Source organism: Micromonospora sp. NPDC005205 (assembly GCF_040608275.1).
GTDB lineage: Bacteria > Actinomycetota > Actinomycetes > Mycobacteriales > Micromonosporaceae > Micromonospora.
The window spans coordinates 39,885-63,149 of the sequence record NZ_JBEXHV010000001.1; the positions used below are offsets into that span (position 1 = coordinate 39,885).

The window sequence follows — 23,265 nt, forward strand, 5'->3', positions numbered from 1 at the left end:
GCTGGAGCGCAGGGCCACGGAGTGTCCTGCTCGCAACTACCGCAGACCCATTCGGGCCGTCGGGGGATGTGTTGGTCGGCCAGGCGGCTCGGCAAGACAGCGGCTGCCCGTTGACCCTGCGCCGATCGGGCTTGCACAGCCGCTCTTGCGGTGGTGGGGACCTCACCCATCATCGGCCGGCCCCGTCATCACCATGCTCGGTGGATCGGTGGCGGGCTTGAGCCAGCAACCGTGCCCGGGCGGCTTCCTGCTCTGCCCGTTGTATCGCCGGACCGGTGGCACTCAGCGGCGCACAAACCGCCGGTCGCTTGCCTCGCCGACGGAGCAGGTTGAACGGCCACATCATCGCGGTGCCCTCCCGTCTCAGGGGGTAGCGGTCATCGCCCAAATTCGGGCGAGGCCGCACACCCACTGCATTCGTGAGGACACGCTAGGCAGCAACGACGTGCGCGAAGGGTACGCAGCGTACCCAGCGACAGGAGGTACCCCTACAGGTCTGGCACCGCGATCCGGCTCTCCAACTGGACCGCCTCGGCGCGGATTGCCGCCGGTGCCTCCCGGGCCAACCGGCCTGCCAACTCCTGAGCTGCCGGCGAGTATCGGACCGTCTCGGGAGAGGTGGACTCCGCGAGGCCCAGCAGGTGAAGCGTCGCCTCCCGCGCCCCTTCCAGGTCGGCAGAGCGGGCAAGCTCGACGTAATGCCGGCCCCGCCGTTCGGTCGACGGGATCGACGCCGGATCAAGGGAGTGCGCCCGCCGTTGCGCCTCGTCGGGATCGCCCAGGTCGACCGCGCACATCACCGCATACACGTCTACCAACGGCCGCGAAACCCGGGTGCGCAGGCCGACGAAGCCGGCCGGCAGGGCCTGCTCGACCACCCGGCGAGCGGCGTCCCAGTCCGACCAGGCACCCTGATCACCGGTACGGGCCCGGGTAAGCGCGGTGCACAGGTGCAGGTCGGCCAGCATCTCGGCCCACTCACTCCCGCCATCGGCGACTCGGGGCTCGATCAGACCGCGAGCCTCCTGCAACCGCTCCAACGCCTCGTCGCCGCGACCGACGGCCCGCAGCAGATGAGCCGCGTACCAGGTGGACTGGGCGATGGCGAGAGGATCGTCGGCGTCGAGGGCCGCGGTCATGCCACGGTCGACGGTCAGCCAACACAGCTCGCGGTCGCCGTGCCAGGCAAGGTAAGCCTGCGCGAGGTGATGCGCCTGGGCGAGCAAAGCGAGGCTGGCACGCCGGTCGTCGCCGGTGTGCAGCCGGGCCGCTCGCTGAGTCGCATCGAGCAGACCGGGCAGGAGAACGCTCACCTCGGTGCGTTGGTGCCGAGAGGTGTGCCAGGTCTGCCACGCCGAGTCGACGGCACCGCGCAAGTAGTCGGGGGACTCTGGTTCACCGGAGACGGTGATGTGCCAGGCGGTCAGCGCGCGACGGACATCGCCGATGGCGGGGTGACTAGGTCGGCCGTCCAATGACAGGGTCACCTGTGGCCCGAACAGATCACCGAGGTCACGCACGCCGAGGTGCGGAGCGATCTGCTGGGCGGCTCGCAAGGTCAGGCTTCGGCGTCCGTTCTCGACGAACTTGATGGTCGTCGGTGACAGAGCGGCAAGGCCGGCGAGTTGCTCGCGAGAAAGGCCGGCGGCTCGACGAAGCCGCTCGACGCGCTGGCCAGGGGTGGGTTGCTGATCCGCCATGAGGCACCTCGCCGTATTGGGTACATCGTGTACCCCGACCGTACGCCGCGAGGAGGCACTCGTCGATGCCTACTCGCTGCGGTAGTTGATTCACTCGCATTCACTGGTGTCGGCGTATTCCTGAGCACCGAACACCCCGGCTTCCGGGAAGCCGAGTGGATCAAGCTCGGCGTTCGGATTGGCGGAGGGTGCGGGAGGTGACCGCCACCAACGACACACGGAAGCGCCCCCGGTCATACCGGCCGGGGGCGCTTCGCGCTATGCCTACGAACTCCTGGACTGTCGCATTGACGACCCGAGTGGGGCGTTTCGCCGCAGCTGTCCCATACCGTGCTCAGTCTCGGCCTGATCCCGTTGATGTGGCTGTGACCGAGCGCGCCTGTTAGTCGATCTTCTGGGTATGTAACCTCAAGAGGCAAGGAGCGTTTACCAAGTGTCACGCCCCAAGCACAGGTACAAAGAACTTGAGGACGTTCTCCAGGACGCCGAGCGCAAGGACTGGAGAATCACCGGCGGTGGGAAGAGCTACTTCAAGATGTACTGCCCCTGTCCGGAGAAGCACTGGAAGACCGTGAAGTGCACCCCCTCGGGGGCGAACTACTTGAGAGACCTGATCGGGCAGCTCAAGCGGGCTACATGCTGGGAGAAAGGTTGATCATGCGGCAGCATCGCATCGCGATCCAGATGACGCTCGAAAGCGACCCTCACGGGACTGACGCGCAGTATGAAGACTTCCTCGACGCCGTCCAAGAGCACCTGGACGAACTGGAGCACGAGGTGCAAATGGCCGCGAGTCTCGCTGACCGCACGGTCGAGTTCGCCACGAGCATCGAGGCCCCTGACTTCGAGAGCGCCGCCAACGCCCTGCTGGTCCAGATCCGTACAGCTCTACACGCGGCCGAGTGCCACACTGACGACTGGCCGCAGTACGTAGCGACCGACCGCAACCTGCGGGAGCTGCAAGAGGCATGATCTAACGCCCAACTATGCGCCCTCGGCTGTGATGGCTGGGGGCGCTTCGTCGTCTACCGACACATCGGGTGGTGCTACGGCCGTCCTCCCGCTGAGACCAACGCACACGATGAGCAGACCCAGCCATCGCCGCGCTTCGATCCATCAATGGCAACGGCGCAGAGTAGTACCCCCACCAGCATTCAGCCCCCGTCGGGAAACGAGGGCTGAGCTGCGTCAACGTAGATCACCAGCAGGCGGAGGGTGTGGGATTCGAACCCACGAAGACATCGCTGCCTTACCGGTTTTCAAGACCAGCGCCATCGGCCACTAGGCGAACCCTCCTTGACCGTCACCCGTGGGCGTACGGCCACGCATAGTCTGCCACGGCTCGCTCCGGGCGGCCCGGCGTCCCTCCCCGGTACGCCGGCCAGGCGGTCTGCCGTGTCCACTGTGGGCTGGACGGTGCGCCTGCGGCACCCGGGAAGATCGGGAAGACTGGGCCCATGCGAGCCATCACGATTCCGGAGCCCGGTGGACCTGACGCGCTGGTGTGGGCCGAGGTGCCCGACCCGGAGCCGGGCCCGGACGAGGTGATCGTGGACGTGCGGGCCAGTGGGGTGAACCGCGCTGACCTGCTGCAACGGCAGGGGCACTACCCGCCGCCGCCGGGCGTGCCCGCGTACCCCGGGTTGGAATGCTCTGGGGTGATCACGGAGGTTGGCGCGGAGGTCGCCGGGTGGGCGGTCGGGCAGCAGGTCTGCGCGCTGCTGGCCGGCGGCGGGTACGCGGAGCGGGTCGCGGTCCCCGCCGGGCAGTTGCTGCCGGTGCCGGCCTGCGACCCGGTCGACGCGGCGGCGCTGCCCGAGGTGGCCTGCACGGTCTGGTCGAACCTGGTCCAGGTGGCGCGGCTCGGCGGGGGCGACACGCTGCTGGTGCACGGTGGCGGCAGCGGGATCGGCACCTTCGCCATCCAGTTCGGGGCGGCCCTCGGCGTGACAGTGCTGACCACCGCGCGGGAGGCCAAGCACACCCGGCTGCGTGAGCTGGGCGCGGCGCACGTCATCGACTACCGGGAGCAGGACTTCGTCGAGGAGGTCCGGCGGATCACCGACGGGCGCGGTGTCGACGTCATCCTCGACATCATGGGTGGGTCCTACCTGGGGCGGAACGTCTCCGCGCTGGCCACCGGCGGTCGGCTCGTGGTGATCGGGATGCAGGGCGGGCGCAAGGCCGAGCTGGATCTCGGCGCGCTGCTGGCCAGGCGGGCCAGCGTCGCCGCGACGTCGCTACGGTCCCGTCCGCTCGCCGAGAAGGCGGAGATCGTCCAGGGCGTACGGGACGAGGTGTGGCCATTGGTCGAGGCGGGCCGGATCCGGCCGATCGTGGACCGGCGGCTGCCGATGACCGAGGCGGCGCAGGCGCACCGGCTCGTCGAGTCGAACGACCACTTCGGCAAGGTGCTGCTCACCCGCCCGCCGGGCGGAGGGTCGGCCGTCAGCTGAGCGGGCCGGCCGGGTCGGCGCGCCTCAGCGACCTGACCGGCCCGGCCGTCAGTTGAGCGAGCTGGCCGGCGTCGGGTCGACGGTCGGTCGGGGCAGCACCAGTCGGGCGCCCGGGCCCTCGCCGGCCAGCGCGTCCTCCGGGTTGTTCAACGTGCAGCGCTGCAGGGACAGGCAGCCGCAGCCGATGCAGCCGTCCAGGTCGTCGCGGAGCCTGGTGAGCAGCCGGATCCGCTCGTCCAGCCGGCTGCGCCAGCTCGCCGACAGCCGCGCCCAGTCCTGCGGGCTCGGCGTGCGGGCCTCGGGGAGCGAGTCGAGTGCCTCCCGGATCTCGTCGAGCGAGACGCCGACCTGCTGGGAGATCCGGATGAAGGCGACCCGCCGCAGCTCTGCGCGGGCGTACCGGCGCTGGTTGCCGCCGGTGCGGTCGGCGCGGATCAGCCCGAGTCGCTCGTAGTAGCGCAGCGCCGACGGCGCCACCCCGGAGCGGGCGGACAGCTCACCGATCGTCAATGAATCCGGCATCCCCAGGTCCTTGAGTTGAAGTCCACTTCAACTAACACAGTAGTGGCATGGCCACCACACTGACCACCGACAGCAGCGCCCGACTGCCCGGGCTGATCCGACGACTGACCGGCGACGAGAAACACGCGCCGAGCGCGCACTCCACCGTTGACGTGCTCCAGGTGCTCTACGACCGGGTGCTGCGGGTCACCCCCGACACCGCCGACGACCCGGAGCGGGACCGATTCCTGCTCTCCAAGGGCCACGGACCGGCCGCCTACTACGCGGTGCTCGCCGCGCACGGCTTCATCCCGGACGCCTGGCTCGACGACCTGGCCGGACCGGAGAGCCGGCTCGGCCACCACCCGGACCGACTCCTGGTGCCCGGGGTCGAAATCGGCTCCGGCTCCCTCGGGCACGGCCTCGGGCTGGCCGTCGGCACCGCGCTCGGCCTGCGCGCCCAGGGGCTGCTCAACCCCCGGGTGTACGTGCTGCTCGGCGACGCCGAACTGGACGAGGGATCCAACCACGAGGCGATCGCGTACGCCGGAGCGACCGGCCTCGAGAGCCTCACCGCTGTCGTGGTCGACAACGCGTCGGCCAGCCACGGGTGGGCCGGTGGCATCGCCGGCCGGTTCACCGTCAACGGTTGGACAGCCGACACCGTCGACGGCCGGAACCACGAAGCCCTGTACACGGCACTGACCGGGCACCGACCACGACACCCGCACCTGGTGGTCGCCCGCATCGGGAGCAAGGGATGACCGACATGCGTACCGCCTTCATCGACACCGCCACAGCGCTCCTCGACGAGGACCCGCGTACCGCGCTGGTGCTGGCCGACATCTCGGCGAGCCAGTTCGCCCCAGCCGGCCACCGCCACCCGGACCGGGTGCTCAATGTCGGGATCCGGGAGCAACTGATGATCGGGGTGGCCGGCGGGCTGGCCCTGACCGGGCTGCGTCCGATCGCGCACTCGTAGGCGACGTTCCTGGTGGACCGGGCGTACGAGCAGATCAAGTTGGATCTGGACCACCAGGGCGTGGGCGCCGTCCTGGTCAGCATCGGCGCGTCGTACGACGGGTCGGCTGAGGGTCGCACCCATCAGTCGCCCGGAGACGTGGCGCTCTTCGACTCCCTCGGTGACGGCTGGACCGTCCGGGTGCCCGGCCACCCGGACGAGGTGGGGCCGCTGCTGCGCAACGCCGCGACCACCGACGATCCGATCTACCTGCGGCTCTGCGAGCAGCGCAACGCCGAGGCGTACCCGGACGCCACCCGGCTACGGGTGCTCCGGCGGGGCCCGACGAATGCGCCCCTCGTGGTGGCGGTCGGACCGATGCTCGACCCCACAGTGGCGGCGACGGAGGGAATGGACGTGACAGTGGCGTACACCCACACACCCCGGCCGCTCGACACGCCCGGGCTGCGGGCGCTCGCCAACACCGACGTGGTGTTGGTCGAGCCGTACCTGGCGGGAACGTCGAGCTCTCTCGTCAGCCGGGCCCTGGCGGACGTGCCGCACCGGCTGCTCGCCCTCGGGGTGGGTCAGACCGACCTGCGACGGTACGGCGATCCGGCCGACCACGCCCGGTGGCACGGGCTGGACGCCGACGGCCTGCGGCGGTCGATCAGCGCGTTCCTGGGGTCAGTTGGCGGCTGAGACGGCGGGGCGGCGGCGAGCGCGCTCGCGCCCGAGGATCCAGATCGCCTCGACGCCGTCCTTCCAGGTGATCTTCTTGCCCTCTTCCCGGCCGCGTGCCCGGTAGCTGATCGGCACCTCGTACGGCCGGATCCGGCGACGCAGCAGCTTGCCGGTCACCTCGGCCTCCATGCCGAAGCCGCGCGAGCGCACCCCGAGCGACCGGTAGAGCGCCACCGGCATCAGCTTGAAGCAGGTCTCCAGGTCGCCGATGTACGAGTTGAACAGCACGTTGGCCGCCATCGTGACGCCCTTGTTGCCCATCACGTACCAGAAGCTGTAGGCGCTGTGGCTGCCGAAGGTGCGATTGCCGTAGACCACAGTGGCCCGGCCGTCGAGCACCGGGTCGAGCAGCTTGGGGATGTCCTGCGGGTCGTACTCCAGGTCGGCGTCGAGGATGACCATGTAGTCACCCTCCGCGCTGTCGACCGCCGTCTTGATGGCGGCACCCTTGCCGGCGTTGCGCTGGTGGGTGATGACCCGAAGGCGCGCGTCGTCGGCGCGACCGAGGACCTCGCCGGTGCCGTCGCGGCTGCCGTCGTCGACGACGACCAACTCGATCTCACACGGATAGTCAACCGCCAATGCCTGCTTGAGGGCATCCGCGATGCGTTCTTCCTCGTTGTAGACCGGCATGAGGATCGAGAGCTTCACGGGGATCTCCACGGTGGCGGCAACACGTCGGCCATAGCCTAACCTGGTTGGTTTGTTTACCGCGTACCGCTACCGCTGGGCAGTCGACGCGGCGGCCTCAGATCAATGGTGTTTACTTCCGCCATGTCGGCTGCCGGCTCCCTGCTCGCGGTGGTTCCTGCCGCCGCGGTGCTTTTGCTCATCGTCGCGGCGATGCCACGAGAGGCTGGCGCGGTGGCACCGCTGCGGCTCGCCGTGGTGCGCGCCGTTCTGCTCAGCGGGGCGTACGCGGTGCTCGTCGTCGAGGTGCTCGGCGCGTCGCATGCGCTGACCCGAGGCGCTTTCACAGTTGCCTGGCTGCTTCTGCTGGTCGCAGCCGCGGCGGCGGTCGGTCTGCGCTGGCGACGGGCGACCCGCCCCGGGCAGCCGAGCGCCGCCGCACCGGTGCCGGTCAGCGCTGCGCCGGCAGTCAGCACCGCACCGCAGCCGGTCCCGGTCGGCGCTGTGGTGTCCGGTGGCGGACCCGACGTGTCCGCCCCGGCCGCCGAGCGCGGTGAGCCCGGCCCCGCGCCGATCCGGGCTGCTCGGGGGTTCGCTGACCTTCGTGGTGCAGCGGTCGAGGCGTGGCGTACGGCCCGGCCGGGTGAGCGGCTCCTCGCCGGCACGGTCGGCGGGCTGGTCCTGGTGGAGCTGCTGGTCGCGCTGCTGGCCGAGCCGAACAACTTCGACTCGCAGACGTACCACCTGCCGAAGGTGGAGCACTGGGTGGCCCAGGGCGACCTGGACTTCTGGCCCACCGCCATCCACCGGCAGGTGACCATTCCGCCCGGAGCCGAGTACCTGCTGCTGCACCTGCGCCTGCTCACCGGCGGGGACCACCTGCACAACCTGGTGCAGTGGGCGGCCGGAGTGGTCTGCCTCCTGGTGGCCGCACGGATCACCGCGCAGCTCGGCGGCGGCCGGCGGGCCCAGTTGCTCACCACGTTCGTGCTGGCGACCACGCCGATGGTCGTGCTCCAGGCGACCAGCACCCAGACCGACCTGATCTGCGCGGCGTGGGTGGCCTGCGCGGCGACCCTGACGCTGGACGGGCTGAGTCGACGGACCGGCTGGGGCACGCTGCTCGGGCTGGGGGCGGCCACCGGGTTGACCGCGGTGACCAAGACCAGCGGCCTGATCGCGGTCGGCCCGCTGCTGGTGCTCTGGGGCCTGGCTCAGTTGAGGCTGGCCCGAGCCGATCGATCGGCGCTGGCAGGCCCGACAGCGCCTGCCGGGGGTCGGCGGGCCTGGCCGATCGGTGGGTTGGCCCGCACTGTCGGCGGTTCGGTGCTGATCCTGGTGGTCGCTGCCGTGGTGGTCGGCCCCTTCCTGGCCCGGGTGACCGCCGAGTTCGGGCACCCGCTGGGGCCGCCCCGGCTGCGCGAGTCCATCCCCATGGAACGGCACGACCCGGCGTCGATAGTGGTCAACGCGCTGCGGATCGGGCACACCGCATTCGACACGCCGCTGGCACCGCTGCGTCGGGCCGGAGCCGAAGTGATCATCAGCGGCGCCGAGGCGATCGGGGTCGACCCGCAGGACCGCGCGATCACCTTCGGGCGGGAGCTGTTCCCGGAGCCGGCCTGGTATCCGGACGAGGACCGGGTGGCGTTCCCGCTGGCCGGGGCGTTGGCGGTGATCGGTGCGGTGATCGCGCTCGCCCGACCACGGCGGATCACTTCCGAGCGGGCGGGGTCGCTGCGGGCGTACGCCGTGGTGGTGCTGACCGCCGTGCTGCTGCACACCGCGATGATCAAGTGGCAGCCGTGGGGCAACCGGCTGCTGCTCTACGCCGTCGTGCTCGCCACGCCCCTCGCCGGCCTCTGGCTGGACGCTCTCCTGCGCAACCGCGCGGGTGGGCGTCGAACTGTTGCCGCCGTGGCGGCCGTCACCGTGCTGGCCACCTCGGCGCTGGCCGGAGTGCTCGCACTGTCGTACGGCTTCCCGCGCCGGCTGGTCGGTTCCGGCTCGGTGTTCACCACCTCGGACTGGGACACCCGGTTCCTGCGCCGCCCCCAGTGGGCCGACGAGTTCCGCTGGGCGGCGACAGCGGTCCAGGACAGTGGTGCGCGACGGATCGGGCTGGTGCAGCAGAACGACAACTGGGAGTACCCGTGGTGGCTGCTGCTGCGGCAGCCCGACGGCGGCTCACCGGACCTGGTGGCGTTGCAGTCGGTGTTGCCGGAACGACCGCCGGCCGATCCCGCCTCGGTCGACGCGATCGTCTGCACCGGCAACAAGGCGGCCTGCGCCAAACTCGTCCCGGCCGGCTGGCGGCTGGAGTTCCGCAGCTACGTCGGCTACGCCCTGCCGCCGGGCCGCTAAAGCCGCCGTGGGGGGTCGGATAGTCCGATCCGGGCGGTTCTGCATTCCGCGCGCAAGGATCTGAAGCGCATTCACATCTGTTGATTCGCACGTTACCGTCTGGTAACTCAATCGACGTCCCGCGATTGAGCCGAAAGGAGTGCGTCGATGCCTGCAATCCCCGCCAGGCCCGAACGCGCGACCCGACGACGGGCCATCACCGTCGCCGTCGCCGTCGCCGCTCTCGTCCTACCGATGCTCGCCGGACCGGCCACCCCCGCCACCGCAGCCGACCGACCAACCGTCCAACCACTCCCCGCCAACCTCGAAGCCATCCGGGCCGCCGAGGCGACCGCCCTCTACGGCAGCCCGGCGATCCGTCCGATCGAACAACGGCGTACCGCGCTGATCACCATGGGCGACAGTCAGATCTCCGGTGAGGGCGTCGGCAACTACGTCCCCGGCACCCACCAGGACGGCAACTGGTGCGACCGCTCGTACGACCAGGCGGTGTTCCGCACCGGCATCCCGTCGGACGCGCGCTACAACATCGCCTGCTCCGGTGCCACCCCGTGGAACCTCATCGCCGGCGGCCCCACCCAGCACAACGAGCTCAACCAGGGCGACTACCTGGGGATCAAAGCGCGCAACACGCACGTGAAGCTGATCTGGGTGGTGGTCGGCGCGAACGGCGACGGCACCATCCAGTTCGGTCCGGTCGCCACCGACTGCGCTGTCAGCCGGGTCTTCCTCCAGGGCAACTGCTACCCCGACTACACCGACCAGTGGACGATCCGCACCGACGGCAGCCGCCGGGCGGTTGCGGACGCCCTCACCGACATCCGGCAGACCATGACCAGGGCCGGCTACCTGCGTACGGACTACGAGCTGGTGCTCATGTCGTACCCGAGCCCGGCCAGCCCGGACGTGGAGGACAACCCGAACTTCCCCGGCTGGTACTCCGGCGGCTGCCTGCTCTACCTGGCCGACGCCGCGTTCGCCCGGAACAAGGCGGTGCCGCTGTTCGAGTCGGCGCTGCGGGCGGCGGCCGCGCAGACCGGCACCCGTTATCTGGACGCCAGCCGGCTCTTCCACGGCCACGAGGTGTGCACCGACAACACCTCGGTACGCGGCCTCAACATCGAGATCGGGATCTGGAACGAGAACGCCGCCCGGCAGTCGTTCCACCCCAACGCGCGCGGGCACGGCATGTTCGCCCAGTGCATCACCCAGTTCTGGAACTCCGGGCAGAACCAGGCCACCTGCGTCGACCCGGCCAGCACCGGCAGCGGCGTGCTCTACTCCGGCCTGATGCAGTTCAAGCAGTTGCGCAACCTGGCGACCAGCACCTGCGTCGACGGTAAGGGGTACGACTCCCGCAACGGCACCGCCCAACAGTCGTACGGCTGCCACGGCGGGCGCAACCAGGGCTTCTGGTACGACTCGGCCAAGCGGTCGCTGCACTCGGAGCTTTCCCACGACCGTTGCCTCGATGTCGCCGGCGGATCGATGACGGCCGGCACCGCGGTCAACATCTACGACTGCAACGGCACTGCCGCCCAGCAGTTCGCCTTCGTCGGCAACCAGATCAGGCCGGCCGCCGCCAGCAACCTCTGCGTGGCGTTCGACAGCCCGTCGTCGGGCGCTCCCCGGCTGCGGTTGGCCACCTGCTCCACCAGCAACAGGCAGCAGTGGTCGTTCGAGGCACGTACCGCCGCCAACCCGGTCGGCTACGGTCACGACGACTTCATCGGCTCCCGCGTCTACTGAAACCGGGAAAGGGGGGCCTGGCGTCGGCCAGGGCCCCCCTTTCGCTCACTTGGCTCGGGGGATGAGGATGAGCCGGGCCACGCCCTTGTCGCCGTCCTTCGCGCCGGCGACGCCGAGCGTCGCGCCGACCTTCACCTCGCTCGGCTGCACCGTGGCCCGCCGCTCGACCACCCGCAGGTCGTCGCCGAAGGTCCAGGTCATTGTGAAGCCGTCGGTGGACTTGACGGTCATCGAGTCGCCGTCGATCGCTGTCACCTCGCCGCGCTGCACGGCGACGGTCTGCGTACCGCCGTCCTTCGTCTTCACCACCGCCTCACCGTGCAGGGTGTTCTTACGCAGCAGCACGCGGGCCTGGCGGCGCTTGCGCCACTCCTCACCGCGCTTCTCCCGGGCCTTCTCCTTGGCGCTGGGGGACGTACCCGGCGTCGGCGTGGCCGGTGCGGCGACGGTCAGCACGTCCAGGTCGTCGGCGTCGAAGCCCATCGCGGCCAGCGCCTGCCCCTCGACTCCCATGGCTGCGGCGACCTCGACGGCGACATCCCGGGCGGGCTGGCTGGCCACCTCGGCCGCGCCGCAGCCGCTGACGCCGAGCGCGACCGCCGCGAGCAGTGCCGTGGTGCCGGTGGCGATACCCCAACGTGGCATGACTCTCCCTCTCGGTCAGTGGAGCCCTCAGCCTTCCCCGGAACGACGAGCGGAGCGTCAGGACGATGTTCGGGTCAGGTAAGGATCACCGGGCAGCCGGACGGTGAAGGCGGCACCGCCCTCCGGCGCGTGCCCGGCGACGATCTCCCCGCCCAACCGGCGGACCAGCCCGGCGGCCAGCGCCAACCCCAGCCCGCTGCCCACCTTGCGCACCCCCCGGTAACGCTCGTGCAGCGCACCGCGTTCGAAGGCCACCGCCAGGTCGTCGTCGGTGAAGCCGGGCCCGCCGTCGCGGACCTCGAACACGCCGCCGTGCGCCGGGTCCGCGCCGGCCGGCCGGACCGCGAGCACCACCGGCGACCCCGGGGGTACGACCCGCAGCGCGTTCTCCAGCAGCCCGTCCAGGACCTGCCGGATCCTCCCCGGATCGGTGTACGCGGGCACCGGCTGACCGGGCGTCTCCACCCGGAACGGCACGCCCACCGCCGCGCACCGACCGGACCAGGTCGGCTCCGCGTCAACTGCCAGTTGGGTCAGGTCCACCGGTACCGGTTCCAGGGGAAAGTCGGCGGCCTCCAGCCGGGCCAGTGCCAACAGGTCGCCGATCAGCCGGTCCAGGTGCTGGGCCTCGGCCAGCATCGTCCGACCGGTGTCCACCGTGTCGTCGGCGCCGAGCACCCCGTCGGCGAGCGCCTCGGCGTACCCCCGGATCGCGGTCAGCGGAGTGCGTAGCTCGTGCGAGACGGAGAGCAGGAACTCCCGCTGTCGGCCCTCGCTGGTGGCCAGAGCGGCAGCCAGACCGTTCAACGCCTCGGCCAGGTCGGCGACCTCGTCCGGTGACTCGACCGGCACCCGGACGGCCCGGTCACCGGCGCGCAGCCGGGCGGCGGCGGTGGCCGCGACCCGGATCGGCCGGGCCAGCCGACGGGCCAGCAGCAGCCCGGCCACCACACCGGAGGTCAACCCGGCCAGCAGCGGCAACCAGAGACTGAGCAGCACCCGGGCCCACAGCCCGTCGGCCAGCGGACGGGAGAGCACCACCCCGTTGCCGCCGGGCAGGGCCCGACCCTCGACCAGGGCCCGCTCACCGTTGACGGAGCGGCGGGCCGACAGGTTGCGGCCCTGCCCGATCCGCTGCACCACCCGGGGTGGCAGACCCGCCCGGTCGACCGCCCCACGGCGGATCAGGTACGCGTCGATGCCCTGGTCGCGCAGTTGTTGGATGAGCCGTTCCTCGTCGGCGCTGCGTCCCCGGTCGAGGCGGGTCCGCAGCACCTCGGCGGCGAGTCGGGCCTGGGCGGCGAGCGCTTCCTGCTCGCTCCGCTCCGCGCCACGGATCGCCAACGGCACCGCGACGATGGCGGTGACCAGCACCGACACCAGCGCCACCGCGCAGGTGACGAGCACCGCGCGGGCGGTCAGCGTACGGCCGGGTCGGCCTCGTCGGGGTGCGGTGGGTGGGGCGCCGACCACCGGCAGTGCCATGGTCGGCGACTCGACGTGCCGGGGGTGGTCAGGCATCTACCGCGTACCCGACGCCGCGATGGGTCCGGATCACGCTCGCCGGGCCGAGCTTCGCCCGCACCTGGGCGACGTGCACGTCCACCGTCCGGGTGCCGGCGTGCGCCGCGTAGCCCCAGACTCCGGCCAGCAGCTCCTCCCGGGTGAAGACCCGGCCGGGCCGGGCCATCAGGTGGGCCAGCAGGTCGAACTCGGTGGAGGTGAGCTGCACCGGGGCACCGGCGGCGGTGACAGTGCGGCGGGCCGGGTCGAGGGTCACCGGGCCGACGACACGTGGGCGGTCCGCGCCCTCCGGGCCGCCGGCGGACCGTCGCAGCACCGCGCGGACGCGGGCGACCAGTTCCCGAGGGCTGAACGGCTTGGTGACGTAGTCGTCGGCACCCAACTCCAGGCCGACGATCCGGTCCACCTCGTCGTCACGGGCGGTGAGGAAGATGACAGGGGTCCAGTCGCCGGCCTCGCGCAGCCGGCGGCAGATCTCGGTGCCGGGCAGACCCGGCAGCGCGATGTCCAGGACGCAGGCCACCGGGCGCATCCGGCGGGCCGCGCTCAGACCGGCCTCGCCGTCACGTTCCAGGTGGACGCCGAACCCGTCCCGGGTCAGGTAGAGCCGGACCAGGTCGGCGATGGCCGGCTCGTCCTCCACGACGAGGACGAGCCCGCGATGCGGTGGTTCGACGGTCACCGGCCCATGATTGCCGACCGCGCAGGCTCGGCGCGATCGGTGTGTGTTCGAGTTAGGTAAAGGCGGGGTCAGCTCACCAGGACGGAGCGAACAGCCCGGGTCGGGCGGCGGCCGGCGCGTCACCGATGCTGGCGACGACCCGCGCGCCGGGCGGCCGCAGGCGGGTCCGGAACGCCTGGTTGAGCAACGCGTCGAGCTGCCAGACCTGCTTCGGGTGACTGGTCCGGATCAGGAACCGCTCACGGATCCCGTCGATCGCGGTGGCCGCCATCTCGACCGACTGCAGCCGCGGGTCCGGGCTCCAGGTGACGTTGCTCAGCTCGCGCAACTCGGTGTTGAGGTGCAGGCGTAGTCGGTGCAGGACGCGGGTCTGCTGGGTCACCACCAGGCGGCGGTGCGTGAGTAGCAACAGGTAGTCGCCGGTGACCGGGCGGTCGGGGCGGCTGCAACGGGTGACCAGGATGGTGGCGTCACCGGAGCCGACGCAGCGCCGGAAGACCGGCATGTGCCGGCTCACCGTCTGCACGGCCAGGCCAGCCTCAGCGGCGGCCGGGAGGAACGTTCGGGAGAAGACGTCCATGACCTGCCCAACGACGTCCCCAGCAGGGTGACGTGGGTCACCTGGAATTTTTGGAAGTTCCACGCCGCCTGTCGCACTGCCTGTCCGACTTCCGACTCGGACGGATCATGGTCAGGAGTTCGGCTGAAGTGGACTGGCGGCGAACAGCTCCTCCAGCCACCCCGGGACCGCGTCGGCGTACTCGGCGCGGGACTCCTCGGCGGTGTCCAGCGCCCGACGCCAGGACAGCGACCGGCTCACCGGACCCAGGCCGATAGCGAGGTCGGCGGCCTCCACGAGGGTCCGCCGGTCGTACCGGTCGGTCCACACCTCCAGGTACGCGTCGCGCAACCGCACCAGCTGGGCGTCGTGGGGGGCAAGCTTCCCGGCGTGCCCGACGGTGCGCAGGGTCACCAGCAGCGTGCCGAACGGGTGCGCCACGGAGGCGTCGCCCCAGTCGAAGTACCGGTACCCGGCCGCGCCGGCGAAGACGTTGCCGTCGTGCAGGTCGTCGTGTTGCACGGTCGCCGGAATGCCGAGGTCGGCGAGCCGGCGGCACCGCTGCGCGTACGCCGGCAGTTCGGCCCGCAACCGCTCGTGCATTTCCGGACGGAGCCCACCCTCGGCGCCGATCAGCAGCGCCTCGTGATCGTCGAGCAGCTCGGCGAAGAGACCGGCCAGCACCTCCGGACGCTGATCCGGCACGCCCGAGGCGACCAGCTCGTCGGCGCGCGACGCGCTCGCCAGTTGCAGCGCGGCGTACCCGGGCAGCGCCCGCTCCCAGTGCGCCAGGTCGGGGTCGCGCGCCAGCACCTCGCGCAACAACTCGCCGCCGTCGGGCAGCAGCGACCAGCCCTGCGCCGGGTCCACCGCGATCGGCGTGAGCACCCGGTCGGGCGTCAACTCGGCGAGCGCCGCGATCAGGACGGCCTCGTGCACGGTGCCCGGGTTGTTGGCCTTGAACCAGACCGGACCGTCGTCGGTGGGCACCCGCCACACCAGCGACCAGGGCCGCAGCCTCGGCTCCACCGGCCCGGTCACCCGTCGGCCGGCCCGGCTGAGCTGCGCGTCGAGCCAGGACCGGGCCCGCACCTGCCACTGCTTGCTGGACCAGTCGGGGGCACGCTCACCGGCGATCGTCGTCACGCTGGGCACCCTAGGCCGTCTGCCCGACGTTGGGGACCGCTTTTCCGGCCGGCACGTCGCGGCGTCCCACCGAAGGCCCGCACCTCTGCCGATTGAGCACTCTGCGAGATGCGCCGGGGCAACCCTGAGCGACATCATCGCTGCGCATAGTCACGCGCGAATCGGCCCGGGGAGTAGAGCTATGACGGAAACGCCGACCACAGGCACCCGAGACTTCGCGAGACCCTTCGTCGCCGAGCGTCCACACCGCAACGGGCTCATCATCGCGGTGAGCGTGGCGGCCGGAGTCCTGCTTGCCGTGCTCTGGTCCTACGAGTTCGTCGACTCGGTCATCGGTGACAGTGTCGCCAGCGGGCTCCTCGGTCACGACGCGAAGGCGACGGCGATCTCCGGTACCGCCGCCGGCCTGGTGTTCGCGTTCGTGTCGGGCCTCGCTGGCACCTTCACCGCGTGCAACATCGCGATGCTCGCGTCCATCGGGCCGCTCGGCGCGGCAAGCGGTGGCAACGGCGACCGGCTCCGGCTGCTGTTGCGGCCGGTCGGCTACCTCACCCTGGGCATGGTCGCTGTCGCTGCGGCGTACGGGTTCGTCGGAGTCCTCCTGGGCGACCGGCTCCCCCAGCTGTCCACCGAGACCGCCGGTGGGGTGCCGGTACGCATCATCCAGTCGTCAGTGGTGTTCGGTGTCATCGGACTGGCCCTCATCTACCTCGGCCTGGCCGCGATCGGGACGGTGCGGGACGTGTTCGCCGATCGACCGGTCGCGCGGGTGATCACTCTCGGCGCGCTCATCGGCGGTTTCCTCATCGGCCGGCCGTACCCGCTGTTCAACAAGTTGTTCCACTGGGCGGTCGACAGCGGCAACCCGCTGTACGGTTCGGCCGCGTTCATCCTGCAGTCCCTCGGCAACATCGTCGTGGTCACCGCGCTGTTCGCACTGCTGATCATGCTCACCCGCGGCCGGTTCATCGGCTGGCTCGCCGCCGACGTACGGCGCAGCATGGTGCTCAGCGGCGCCCTGCTCATCGCCCTCGGGGTCTTCACAGTCGTGTACTGGGACGTCCGGGTGCCCTCGATCTTCGGCTTCGGCTGGTTCCCCACCATGTTCTACAACCACTGACGCCGATCCGGACCTGCCGCCTGTGGCGAAGACGGCACGTTCGAAGATGCTCCGGCACGTCAGGTCCCCGATGCTGTTCGGATGACTGGCGTGGCAGACCCGGGCCGGTGGAGTGTGGCCAACACGGCACTGCGAACGGCAACCGACCGGTTCACCGACCTGGTGGCCGCCGCGCCCTCGCCCGTCGTCATGGCGACCGCCGACTGGACAGTGGCCGACACGCTGGCACACGTGGTGTCGATCGCGATGTTGTACGTGTCGAGACTGGAGGGCACCGAGGTCCCCATCCGGGTGCCGGGGCTGGAGGACCTGCTCGCCACCACGAACGTGGACACGGTGGCCGACGTCAATGCCCACGTGCTCGCCCACTTCACCGAACGCGACCCGCAGGTGCTGCTGACGCAGCTGAACACCATGGTCGACCGCCTCCTGGCGACGTCGGCTGATCCGCGATCGACGGTGAGTTGGTTGGGCAACGCGCGGGTGACGGTCGGCGGCCTGTTCGCCCATCTGACCAACGAGCTGCTGGTGCACGGCTGGGACATCGCCCGGGCGCTCCGCCGGGCGTGGCCGATGCCGGACGAGCACGCCGCGCTCTACTGGGACCTGTTCATGTTCGACATGCTGCGCGACACGTACGGGGTGCTGCTCAACACCGAACTGCCGACGCCCCGGCACGATGTGTCGGTGCAGTTCCGCTCACGGTACGTACCGACGACGACGCTGACCCTGGGCGACCGCCGGGTGTGGATCGCGGCTCCCGACGCCCCGTTCGACGCGAGCGTGACGTTCCGCCCCGCCCGGTTCAACCTGATGATGTTCGGCCGGATCAGCACCGCGCAGGCGGTGCTGCGGCGCGACGTCGTCATCGGTGGGCCGAGGCCGTGGCGACTACCCGCGTTCCTCCGGGTCGTGCACATGCCCAACGGCCGGCTCGCGCCCCCACCGGCGCCCCGGCGGGAGTGACCGGTGTGTGGCGGTGTCCTCAGACCAGCTCGACGATTGTGGCGTTGGCCATGCCGCCGCCCTCGCACATGGTCTGAAGGCCGTAGCGGATGCCGTTGTCCCGCATGTGCTGGAGCATGGTCGTCATGATCCGGGCACCGGAGCCGCCGAGCGGGTGGCCGAGGGCGATCGCCCCGCCACGCGGGTTGAGCCGCTCCGGGTCCGCCTCGGTCTCCGCCAGCCAGGCCAGCGGCACCGGGGCGAACGCCTCGTTCACCTCGTACACCCCGATCTCCTCGATGCCCAGCCCCGCGCGGCGCAGCGCCTTCGCGGTGGCCGGGATGGGTGCGGTGAGCATGGTGACCGGGTCGTCGGCGGCGACCACTGCGGTGTGGATCCGGGCCAACGGGCGCAGGCCGTGTCGGCTGGCCCAGTCGGAGGTGGTCACCGCGAGGGCCGCGGCGCCGTCGGAGATCTGGGACGCGGAACCGGCGGTCACGACGCCGTCGGCGCGGAACGGGGTGGCGAGCTCACCCAGCTTCTCCAGGGAGGTCTCCCGGCGGATGCCCTCGTCGGCGGCGAACTTGCCGCCGTCGGCGAGCGGCACCGGCGTCAGCTCCCTGTCGAACGCGCCGGCGTCCTGCGCGGCTGCCGCCTTCTCGTGGCTGGCCAGCGCGAACTCGTCCAGTTGGGTGCGCGAGAGACGCCACCGTTGGGCGATCAGCTCGGCCCCGACCCCCTGGTTGAACGGCAGCGGCGCGTCGTCGGCGAAGCCCTCGACGCCCCGGTAACGGGCGCGCAACTGGTCGCTGAAGGGCATGCCGCCGGCCACACTGGAGCCCATCGGCACCCGGGTCATCGACTCGACGCCGCCGGCGACCACCAGGTCGGCCTGACCGGAGAGCACCGTCGCGGCGGCGAAGTGCAGGGCCTGCTGGCTGGAGCCGCACTGCCGGTCGAGCGTCGTGCCGGGGACCGTCTCGGGCCAGCCGGCGGCGAGCACGCCGTTGCGGGCGATGTTCCACGACTGCTCGCCGACCTGGGACACGCAGCCCCAGAAGACATCGTCGACCTGGGCCGGGTCGAGCCCGGTGCGCTCGGCGAGGGCGCGCAGCACGTGCGCCGAGAGGTCGACCGGGTGGACGCCGGCGAGGCTGCCCTTGCGCCGTCCGACCGGGGTACGTACCGCGCCGACGATGACCGCGTCACTCATGTTTACTCCCCGGTAACTTGGGCTGCCCCGATCCTACGTCGTCCATCGACCCTCCGGCGTCGATCATGGACTTGTGGTGGGCAGAAGCTCCCGCTTCGCACCATATGAGGGGCACCACAACTGCATGATCGACCCGCGCGGGAGCGGCTTACCGCTGGCATGCTGGGCGGGTGACTGAGACCTCCCCGGCCCGGCAGTGGCGAGTGCCGGCGAGCCTGCCGGCGGCGAAACTGGCCGGTGCGGTTCTGCTCATCGCGCTCGGTCTGCTCTTCGCCGACGGCGACCCGGTCCGGCTGGCACTGGCCGTCCTGGCCGCCGCCGCGCTGGCCGGCTGGGCGGTACGTGACCTGGTCGCGCCGGTCCGGTTGGCGGTGGACCCGGCCGGGCTCACCGTCATCCACGGCTTCGCCGGCCGGCGGCTGCTGCCCTGGTCGACGGTCGAGGCGATCGCCGTCGACCGGCGGCCCCGCCTCGGGCTGACCAGCGAAACCCTGGAGATCGACGCGGGCAACTCGCTGCATCTGTTCGGCCGGTACGACCTGGGGGCCACCCCGGAAGAGGTGGCCGCCGCACTGCTCGCCGCCCGCCCTGTCAGGTGAGCAGCGCGGCGGTCTGTCAGGTGAGCAGCGCGGCGGTCTGTCAGGTGAGCAGTGCGGCGGTCTGTCAGGTGAGCAGTGCGGCGGTCCGGAAGAGCACCAGCGCGAGCAGGATCAGCAGGATCAGCGCCCCACCGGTGACCTGCACCAGCGTGCGCCGACCACGTGGCGCGTACGCGAGCACCAACGCCATCAGCGCGCCGACCACCAGGCCGCCCAGGTGCCCGGGGATCGAGATACCCGGCACGGCCAGCGTGAACACCAGGTTGATCACCAGGATCGGGATGATCCGGGAGATGTCCCGGCCCAACCTGCGCTCGATGATGATCAGCGCGGCGAAGAGACCGAACACGGCCGTCGACGCGCCGACGGTGGCCGCCCGCGGGCTGCTGAACAGGTAGGCGGCCACGTTGCCGCCGAGGCCCGCGATCAGGTAGAGCGCGGCGAACCGCACCCGCCCGAGGTTGGCCTCCAACGACCGCCCGAGCACCCACAGCGCCCACATGTTGAGCAGCAGGTGAAGTACGCCATAGTGCAGGAACATCGCCGTGACCAACCGGTACCACTGGCCCTCGGCGATCCCGCCCAGCGTGTAGTCGGCGAGGTAGGCCCGGCCGAGCACCGCACCCCACTCGGTCAGCGGCGTGCTGCCACCCATCAGGCCGCCGAAGCCGGAACCGCCGGCCGCCGCGTCCCCGCCCCGGGCGGAGGCGATGGAGGCCAGCAGGAACAGCACGTTCACGGCGATCAGCGCCTTGGTGACATAGCCGTGCCGGCCGGCCGTACCGCCGCCGAAGGCGGTACGCGCCGGCCGGACACTGCGACGTCCCTCGTTAACACACTCCGGGCACTGGTGCCCGACCGCGGCATCCCGCATGCAGTCCGGGCAGATCGGCCGGTCACAGCGGGAACACCGGACGTAGGTTTCCCGGCCGGGGTGCCGGTAGCAGACCGGGGTGGTCGGTGGAGACTCGCTCACCGGGCCGACCCTCCGTCCGCCACCGCACGGTCCACCGGCACCGGCTGTGCTCCGGAGCGCTCAATCATGCGAGCAAAGGTACCTCGCCGGTCGCTCAGGAAGCGGACCGCTCGATCTCGACCCGCTCGATGACGACGTCCTGGAGCGGACGGTCGCTCGGACCGGTCGGGGTGCTCGCGATCGAATCCACGATCTTCACCGACTGCTCGTCGGCGACCTGGCCGAAGATCGTGTGCCGGTTGTTGAGGTGCGGCGTCGGGGACACCGTGATGAAGAACTGCGAACCGTTGGTGCCCGGTCCGGCGTTCGCCATCGCCAGCAGGTACGGACGGTCGAACCGCAGCTCCGGGTGGAACTCGTCGGCGAACTTGTAGCCCGGGCCGCCCCGGCCGGTGCCGGTCGGGTCGCCCATCTGGACCATGAAACCGCTGATCACCCGGTGCGAGATGGTGCCGTCGTAGTACGGACCACTGCCCGGCTGACCGGTGCGCGGGTCGGTGTACTCACGGTTGCCCTCGGCCAGGTCGACGAAGTTGCGGACGGTCTTCGGCGCGTGGTTGGGGAAGAGCTCCAGCCGGATCGGGCCAGCGTTGGTGTGCAGGGTGGCGTAGACAGCCTCGGCCACGGGTACTCCTCACTCGTTGGTCAGTTCCATGCGGATCCTCCCATGTGCCCGATCTGGCATCGCGGAGGCATCCGAAGGTGGAGGATGACGAAGGAACAACTCCCAGGAGGTAGGACCGTGTTTGGATTCGGGCGGCGTAAGTCCCAGGGGCAGTTGGCGAAGGCCGAGCTGAACCAGAGCATCAGCCACCTGATGCTGGCAGCCAACCACGCCGCGAAGGGCGCTGGCGCGACCGTCGGCCCGCGGGTCCAGGTGGCCCGAGGTTACGTCGCACCGACCGCCGCGAAGGTACGCGACCGCGCGTCGACCGGCTGGGGGACGACTCTCACCACGCTGGCACCGCTGGCGGCGGCTGCTCGTGACGGCGCCGCGCAGGCAGGGCCGCTGACCAGGAAGGCCAAGTCGAAGACCATGCGGATCACCGGGAAGAAGAAGCAGCCGCGTCGTCGCGGTTCGATGATGACCGGCCTGTTGGCGGCGGGTGCCATCGCCGGCCTGGCCGGCGCGGTCGCGCTGCGTCGCCGCCGGGAGCAGCAGGAGTGGGCCGAGTACGACCCGACCCGCAGCACCCTGGAGCCGATGCGCGACGAGGTCGACTCGATCGAGGTGCGTACGCCGTCCGCCGCCCGGGGCTCCGACGGGTCCGCCATGTCCGGCGCGGCGGGAATGACCGGCGCGGGCAGCTCGGCGGTGGCCGGCGGCTCCAGCGCCAGCACCACCGCCCCGGCCAAGCAGACCGCTGTCCGACCGACCGACAAGGTCCCGTCGGTCGCCGAGGGCGCCACCGACGTCTCCGGTCGGCCGACCGACGACCTCACCAAGGCGCTGGGCAAGGACACGGCCCGCACCAACGGCCGCCGCTGAGATCAACAGCAGCGCATCGGAGCGCCGGCGAGTGGTCACCCACTCGTCGGCGCTTCCGCGTGCGCGGCGCTGTCGCCGGTTCAGAGCCAGCCGTTGCGGCGGAACCAGCGGTAGAGGGCCAGTGAGACGCCGAGCATGAGGGCGAGGGCCACCGGATAGCCGTACGTCATCTTGAGCTCGGGCATGTTGTCGAAGTTCATGCCCTCGACGCCGGCGATGGAGGTCCAGACCGCGGCGATGGCCGCCCACGCGGCGATCTTGCGCATGTCGTTGTTCTGGTCGACGGTGACCTGGGCCAGCCGCGCCTGGAGGATCGAGTTCAGCAGGTCGTCGTAGGAGTTCACCTGCTCGACGGTGCGGCTCAGGTGGTCCTGCACGTCCCGGAAGTACTTGCGGATCTCCTTCGGCACGTCCCGGTTGACCTGGGAGGTCAGCGTCATCAGCGGCCGTTGCAACGGCACCACCGCCCGCTTGAACTCGACCAGCTCCCGCTTCATCTGGTAGATCCGCTGGATCCGCCCGTGACCCTGCCGGTCGAAGACCTCCGCCTCCAGCACGTCCAGGTCGTCCTCGATCTGCTCGGCCACCTCCAGATAGAGGTCGACCACCCGGTCGGTCACCCCGTACGCCACCGCCCACGGGCCGTGCAGCAGCAACTCCTGCTTGGTCTCCAGGTCGGCGCGGATCGGGGCGAGCCGGCAGGCGTCGCCGTGCCGGACGCTGATCACGAAGTTCGGGCCGATGAAGAGCATCACCTGCCCGGTCTCCACCACCTCGGAGTTCTCGGTCAGCTCTGTGTGCTCGCAGTAGCGGGCGGTGCGCAGCACCAGGAAGACGACGTCGCCGAACCGCTCCAGCTTGGGGCGCTGCTCGGCCTTGACCGCGTCCTCGACCGCCAGCTCGTGCAGGCCGTAGGTCTCCGCGATGGCGGTCATCTCGGCCAGCTCCGGCTGGTGCAGACCGATCCAGACGAAGCCGTGCTCCTCGCGGCGGGCAGCGGCCAACGCCTCCGCGTAGGTCCAGTCGCCGGGCTGCCGCTTGCCGTCGACGTAGAGCGCGCAGTCGACCACGGCGCTGCGGCCGGTGCCAGTGCCCATGGGGGCCGGCGCGGGCGGCGAGCCGTCGGCGTTGAGGATCCGGGTCATCGCCCGGACCGGGGAGGGCCACGCCCGAGGTCGCAGGCCCCGACCGGTGGTCGACGGTGCCGTCCGGTCCCGCTCTGTCCGATCCGTCATCGCGTCACCTCCCGCGCTCAGTCAGCG

22 protein-coding genes, 1 tRNA gene and 1 pseudogene are annotated in these 23,265 nt (G+C 70.9%); 11 read left to right on the top strand and 13 right to left on the bottom strand.

The genetic code is table 11. The features are described 5' to 3' along the window. Positions 1-488: 488 nt before the first annotated feature. Complete coding sequence (locus ABZU43_RS00180) at positions 489-1,700, bottom strand: helix-turn-helix transcriptional regulator (RefSeq protein WP_355004432.1); 1,212 nt, start codon at positions 1,698-1,700, stop codon at positions 489-491. A gap of 433 nt (positions 1,701-2,133) precedes the next feature. Between ABZU43_RS00180 and ABZU43_RS00185 the strand changes: the two genes are divergently transcribed. Further along, the gene (locus ABZU43_RS00185) at positions 2,134-2,355 is read left to right on the top strand and encodes a hypothetical protein (protein ID WP_355004433.1); all 222 of its coding nucleotides are present in this window, start codon (positions 2,134-2,136) and stop codon (positions 2,353-2,355) included. A gap of 2 nt (positions 2,356-2,357) precedes the next feature. Then, positions 2,358-2,672: a hypothetical protein gene (locus tag ABZU43_RS00190; RefSeq protein WP_355004434.1), complete on the top strand. Its 315-nt coding sequence runs from the start codon at positions 2,358-2,360 to the stop codon at positions 2,670-2,672. A 237-nt stretch (positions 2,673-2,909) separates the two neighbouring features. Here ABZU43_RS00190 and ABZU43_RS00195 read toward each other — a convergent pair. Then, positions 2,910-2,996 (bottom strand) — tRNA-Ser (locus ABZU43_RS00195). Between the two features lie 161 nt (positions 2,997-3,157). On the opposite strand from ABZU43_RS00195, the gene ABZU43_RS00200 reads away from it, so the two are divergent. Next, on the top strand, positions 3,158-4,156 hold the full coding sequence (locus ABZU43_RS00200; RefSeq protein WP_355004435.1) for an NAD(P)H-quinone oxidoreductase: 999 nt from the start codon (positions 3,158-3,160) through the stop codon (positions 4,154-4,156). 48 nt (positions 4,157-4,204) lie between these two features. Here ABZU43_RS00200 and soxR read toward each other — a convergent pair whose 3' ends face one another. Continuing rightward, entirely contained in the window at positions 4,205-4,678 is a 474-nt protein-coding gene (gene soxR, locus ABZU43_RS00205) for a redox-sensitive transcriptional activator SoxR (protein ID WP_355004436.1), read from the bottom strand. Positions 4,679-4,725: 47 nt separating this feature from the next. Here soxR and ABZU43_RS00210 point away from each other — a divergent pair, with 47 nt between their 5' ends. Both ABZU43_RS00210 and ABZU43_RS00215 read left to right on the top strand, forming a co-directional pair. Next, positions 4,726-5,421, top strand: coding sequence for a transketolase (locus tag ABZU43_RS00210; protein WP_355004437.1), 696 nt, complete (start codon positions 4,726-4,728; stop codon positions 5,419-5,421). 5 nt (positions 5,422-5,426) lie between these two features. Then, a pseudogene (locus ABZU43_RS00215) lies at positions 5,427-6,320 on the top strand (transketolase). Here ABZU43_RS00215 and ABZU43_RS00220 read toward each other — a convergent pair. After that, positions 6,306-7,013, bottom strand: coding sequence for a glycosyltransferase family 2 protein (locus tag ABZU43_RS00220; protein ID WP_091397575.1), 708 nt, complete (start codon positions 7,011-7,013; stop codon positions 6,306-6,308). The pseudogene ABZU43_RS00215 and the gene ABZU43_RS00220 sit on opposite strands and share 15 nt — an antisense overlap. A gap of 192 nt (positions 7,014-7,205) precedes the next feature. On the opposite strand from ABZU43_RS00220, the gene ABZU43_RS00225 reads away from it, so the two are divergent. Both ABZU43_RS00225 and ABZU43_RS00230 read left to right on the top strand, forming a co-directional pair. Continuing rightward, a complete protein-coding gene (locus tag ABZU43_RS00225; protein WP_355004438.1) occupies positions 7,206-9,356 on the top strand; it encodes a glycosyltransferase family 39 protein in 2,151 nt (716 codons plus the stop codon). A gap of 147 nt (positions 9,357-9,503) precedes the next feature. Continuing rightward, on the top strand, positions 9,504-11,105 hold the full coding sequence (locus tag ABZU43_RS00230) for a ricin-type beta-trefoil lectin domain protein (protein WP_355004439.1): 1,602 nt from the start codon (positions 9,504-9,506) through the stop codon (positions 11,103-11,105). Between the two features lie 45 nt (positions 11,106-11,150). Here the strand turns inward: ABZU43_RS00230 and ABZU43_RS00235 are convergent, their stop codons facing one another. The 5 genes from ABZU43_RS00235 to ABZU43_RS00255 form a co-directional block, all read right to left on the bottom strand. Continuing rightward, complete coding sequence (locus ABZU43_RS00235; RefSeq protein WP_355004440.1) at positions 11,151-11,750, bottom strand: hypothetical protein; 600 nt, start codon at positions 11,748-11,750, stop codon at positions 11,151-11,153. A 57-nt stretch (positions 11,751-11,807) separates the two neighbouring features. Further along, positions 11,808-13,271 (bottom strand): HAMP domain-containing sensor histidine kinase, encoded by a 1,464-nt coding sequence (locus ABZU43_RS00240; RefSeq protein WP_355004441.1) that lies wholly within the window; start codon positions 13,269-13,271, stop codon positions 11,808-11,810. Next, positions 13,264-13,956: a response regulator transcription factor gene (locus ABZU43_RS00245; RefSeq protein ID WP_328651712.1), complete on the bottom strand. Its 693-nt coding sequence runs from the start codon at positions 13,954-13,956 to the stop codon at positions 13,264-13,266. Before ABZU43_RS00245 ends, ABZU43_RS00240 begins: the two co-directional genes overlap by 8 nt. A 73-nt stretch (positions 13,957-14,029) precedes the next feature. Then, positions 14,030-14,536 carry a hypothetical protein gene (locus ABZU43_RS00250; RefSeq protein ID WP_355004442.1) on the bottom strand — a complete coding sequence of 169 codons (507 nt, stop codon included), beginning with the start codon at positions 14,534-14,536 and terminating at the stop codon, positions 14,030-14,032. A 111-nt stretch (positions 14,537-14,647) separates the two neighbouring features. Then, the gene (locus ABZU43_RS00255) at positions 14,648-15,661 is read right to left on the bottom strand and encodes an aminoglycoside phosphotransferase family protein (protein ID WP_355004443.1); all 1,014 of its coding nucleotides are present in this window, start codon (positions 15,659-15,661) and stop codon (positions 14,648-14,650) included. Between the two features lie 181 nt (positions 15,662-15,842). Here ABZU43_RS00255 and ABZU43_RS00260 point away from each other — a divergent pair, with 181 nt between their 5' ends. Together ABZU43_RS00260 and ABZU43_RS00265 are read left to right on the top strand one after the other, a co-directional pair. Further along, the gene (locus ABZU43_RS00260; protein WP_355004444.1) at positions 15,843-16,781 is read left to right on the top strand and encodes a hypothetical protein; all 939 of its coding nucleotides are present in this window, start codon (positions 15,843-15,845) and stop codon (positions 16,779-16,781) included. Positions 16,782-16,862: 81 nt separating this feature from the next. Beyond that, positions 16,863-17,747: a maleylpyruvate isomerase N-terminal domain-containing protein gene (locus tag ABZU43_RS00265; RefSeq protein WP_355004445.1), complete on the top strand. Its 885-nt coding sequence runs from the start codon at positions 16,863-16,865 to the stop codon at positions 17,745-17,747. 19 nt (positions 17,748-17,766) lie between these two features. On the opposite strand, the gene ABZU43_RS00270 is transcribed toward ABZU43_RS00265, so the two are convergent. After that, the gene (locus ABZU43_RS00270; protein WP_355004446.1) at positions 17,767-18,939 is read right to left on the bottom strand and encodes an acetyl-CoA C-acyltransferase; all 1,173 of its coding nucleotides are present in this window, start codon (positions 18,937-18,939) and stop codon (positions 17,767-17,769) included. 170 nt (positions 18,940-19,109) lie between these two features. On the opposite strand from ABZU43_RS00270, the gene ABZU43_RS00275 reads away from it, so the two are divergent. Further along, positions 19,110-19,538 (top strand): PH domain-containing protein, encoded by a 429-nt coding sequence (locus ABZU43_RS00275; protein WP_355004447.1) that lies wholly within the window; start codon positions 19,110-19,112, stop codon positions 19,536-19,538. A gap of 64 nt (positions 19,539-19,602) precedes the next feature. On the opposite strand, the gene ABZU43_RS00280 is transcribed toward ABZU43_RS00275, so the two are convergent. Both ABZU43_RS00280 and ABZU43_RS00285 read right to left on the bottom strand, forming a co-directional pair. After that, positions 19,603-20,514 (bottom strand): rhomboid family intramembrane serine protease, encoded by a 912-nt coding sequence (locus ABZU43_RS00280; RefSeq protein WP_355004448.1) that lies wholly within the window; start codon positions 20,512-20,514, stop codon positions 19,603-19,605. Between the two features lie 94 nt (positions 20,515-20,608). Next, the gene (locus ABZU43_RS00285) at positions 20,609-21,139 is read right to left on the bottom strand and encodes a peptidylprolyl isomerase (RefSeq protein WP_272614231.1); all 531 of its coding nucleotides are present in this window, start codon (positions 21,137-21,139) and stop codon (positions 20,609-20,611) included. An 84-nt stretch (positions 21,140-21,223) separates the two neighbouring features. Between ABZU43_RS00285 and ABZU43_RS00290 the strand changes: the two genes are divergently transcribed. Next, positions 21,224-22,003 carry a hypothetical protein gene (locus ABZU43_RS00290; protein WP_355004449.1) on the top strand — a complete coding sequence of 260 codons (780 nt, stop codon included), beginning with the start codon at positions 21,224-21,226 and terminating at the stop codon, positions 22,001-22,003. 80 nt (positions 22,004-22,083) lie between these two features. Here the strand turns inward: ABZU43_RS00290 and corA are convergent, their stop codons facing one another. Next, positions 22,084-23,238, bottom strand: coding sequence for a magnesium/cobalt transporter CorA (gene corA / locus ABZU43_RS00295; protein WP_355004450.1), 1,155 nt, complete (start codon positions 23,236-23,238; stop codon positions 22,084-22,086). Positions 23,239-23,265: the final 27 nt, after the last annotated feature.

Excerpts from the sequence above, each read along its gene's own strand:
- ABZU43_RS00290 (WP_355004449.1), top strand. The coding sequence starts at position 21,224 with ATGACGAAGGAACAACTCCCAGGAGGTAGGACCGTGTTTGGATTCGGG.
- ABZU43_RS00225 (WP_355004438.1), top strand. The coding sequence starts at position 7,206 with ATGCCACGAGAGGCTGGCGCGGTGGCACCGCTGCGGCTCGCCGTGGTG.
- ABZU43_RS00270 (WP_355004446.1), bottom strand. The coding sequence starts at position 18,939 with ATGAGTGACGCGGTCATCGTCGGCGCGGTACGTACCCCGGTCGGACGG.
- ABZU43_RS00235 (WP_355004440.1), bottom strand. The coding sequence starts at position 11,750 with ATGCCACGTTGGGGTATCGCCACCGGCACCACGGCACTGCTCGCGGCG.
- ABZU43_RS00210 (WP_355004437.1), top strand. The coding sequence starts at position 4,726 with ATGGCCACCACACTGACCACCGACAGCAGCGCCCGACTGCCCGGGCTG.
- ABZU43_RS00240 (WP_355004441.1), bottom strand. The coding sequence starts at position 13,271 with ATGCCTGACCACCCCCGGCACGTCGAGTCGCCGACCATGGCACTGCCG.
- ABZU43_RS00260 (WP_355004444.1), top strand. The coding sequence starts at position 15,843 with ATGACGGAAACGCCGACCACAGGCACCCGAGACTTCGCGAGACCCTTC.
- soxR (WP_355004436.1), bottom strand. The coding sequence starts at position 4,678 with ATGCCGGATTCATTGACGATCGGTGAGCTGTCCGCCCGCTCCGGGGTG.
- corA (WP_355004450.1), bottom strand. The coding sequence starts at position 23,238 with ATGACGGATCGGACAGAGCGGGACCGGACGGCACCGTCGACCACCGGT.
- ABZU43_RS00180 (WP_355004432.1), bottom strand. The coding sequence starts at position 1,700 with ATGGCGGATCAGCAACCCACCCCTGGCCAGCGCGTCGAGCGGCTTCGT.
- ABZU43_RS00190 (WP_355004434.1), top strand. The coding sequence starts at position 2,358 with ATGCGGCAGCATCGCATCGCGATCCAGATGACGCTCGAAAGCGACCCT.
- ABZU43_RS00200 (WP_355004435.1), top strand. The coding sequence starts at position 3,158 with ATGCGAGCCATCACGATTCCGGAGCCCGGTGGACCTGACGCGCTGGTG.
- ABZU43_RS00250 (WP_355004442.1), bottom strand. The coding sequence starts at position 14,536 with ATGGACGTCTTCTCCCGAACGTTCCTCCCGGCCGCCGCTGAGGCTGGC.
- ABZU43_RS00265 (WP_355004445.1), top strand. The coding sequence starts at position 16,863 with ATGACTGGCGTGGCAGACCCGGGCCGGTGGAGTGTGGCCAACACGGCA.
- ABZU43_RS00230 (WP_355004439.1), top strand. The coding sequence starts at position 9,504 with ATGCCTGCAATCCCCGCCAGGCCCGAACGCGCGACCCGACGACGGGCC.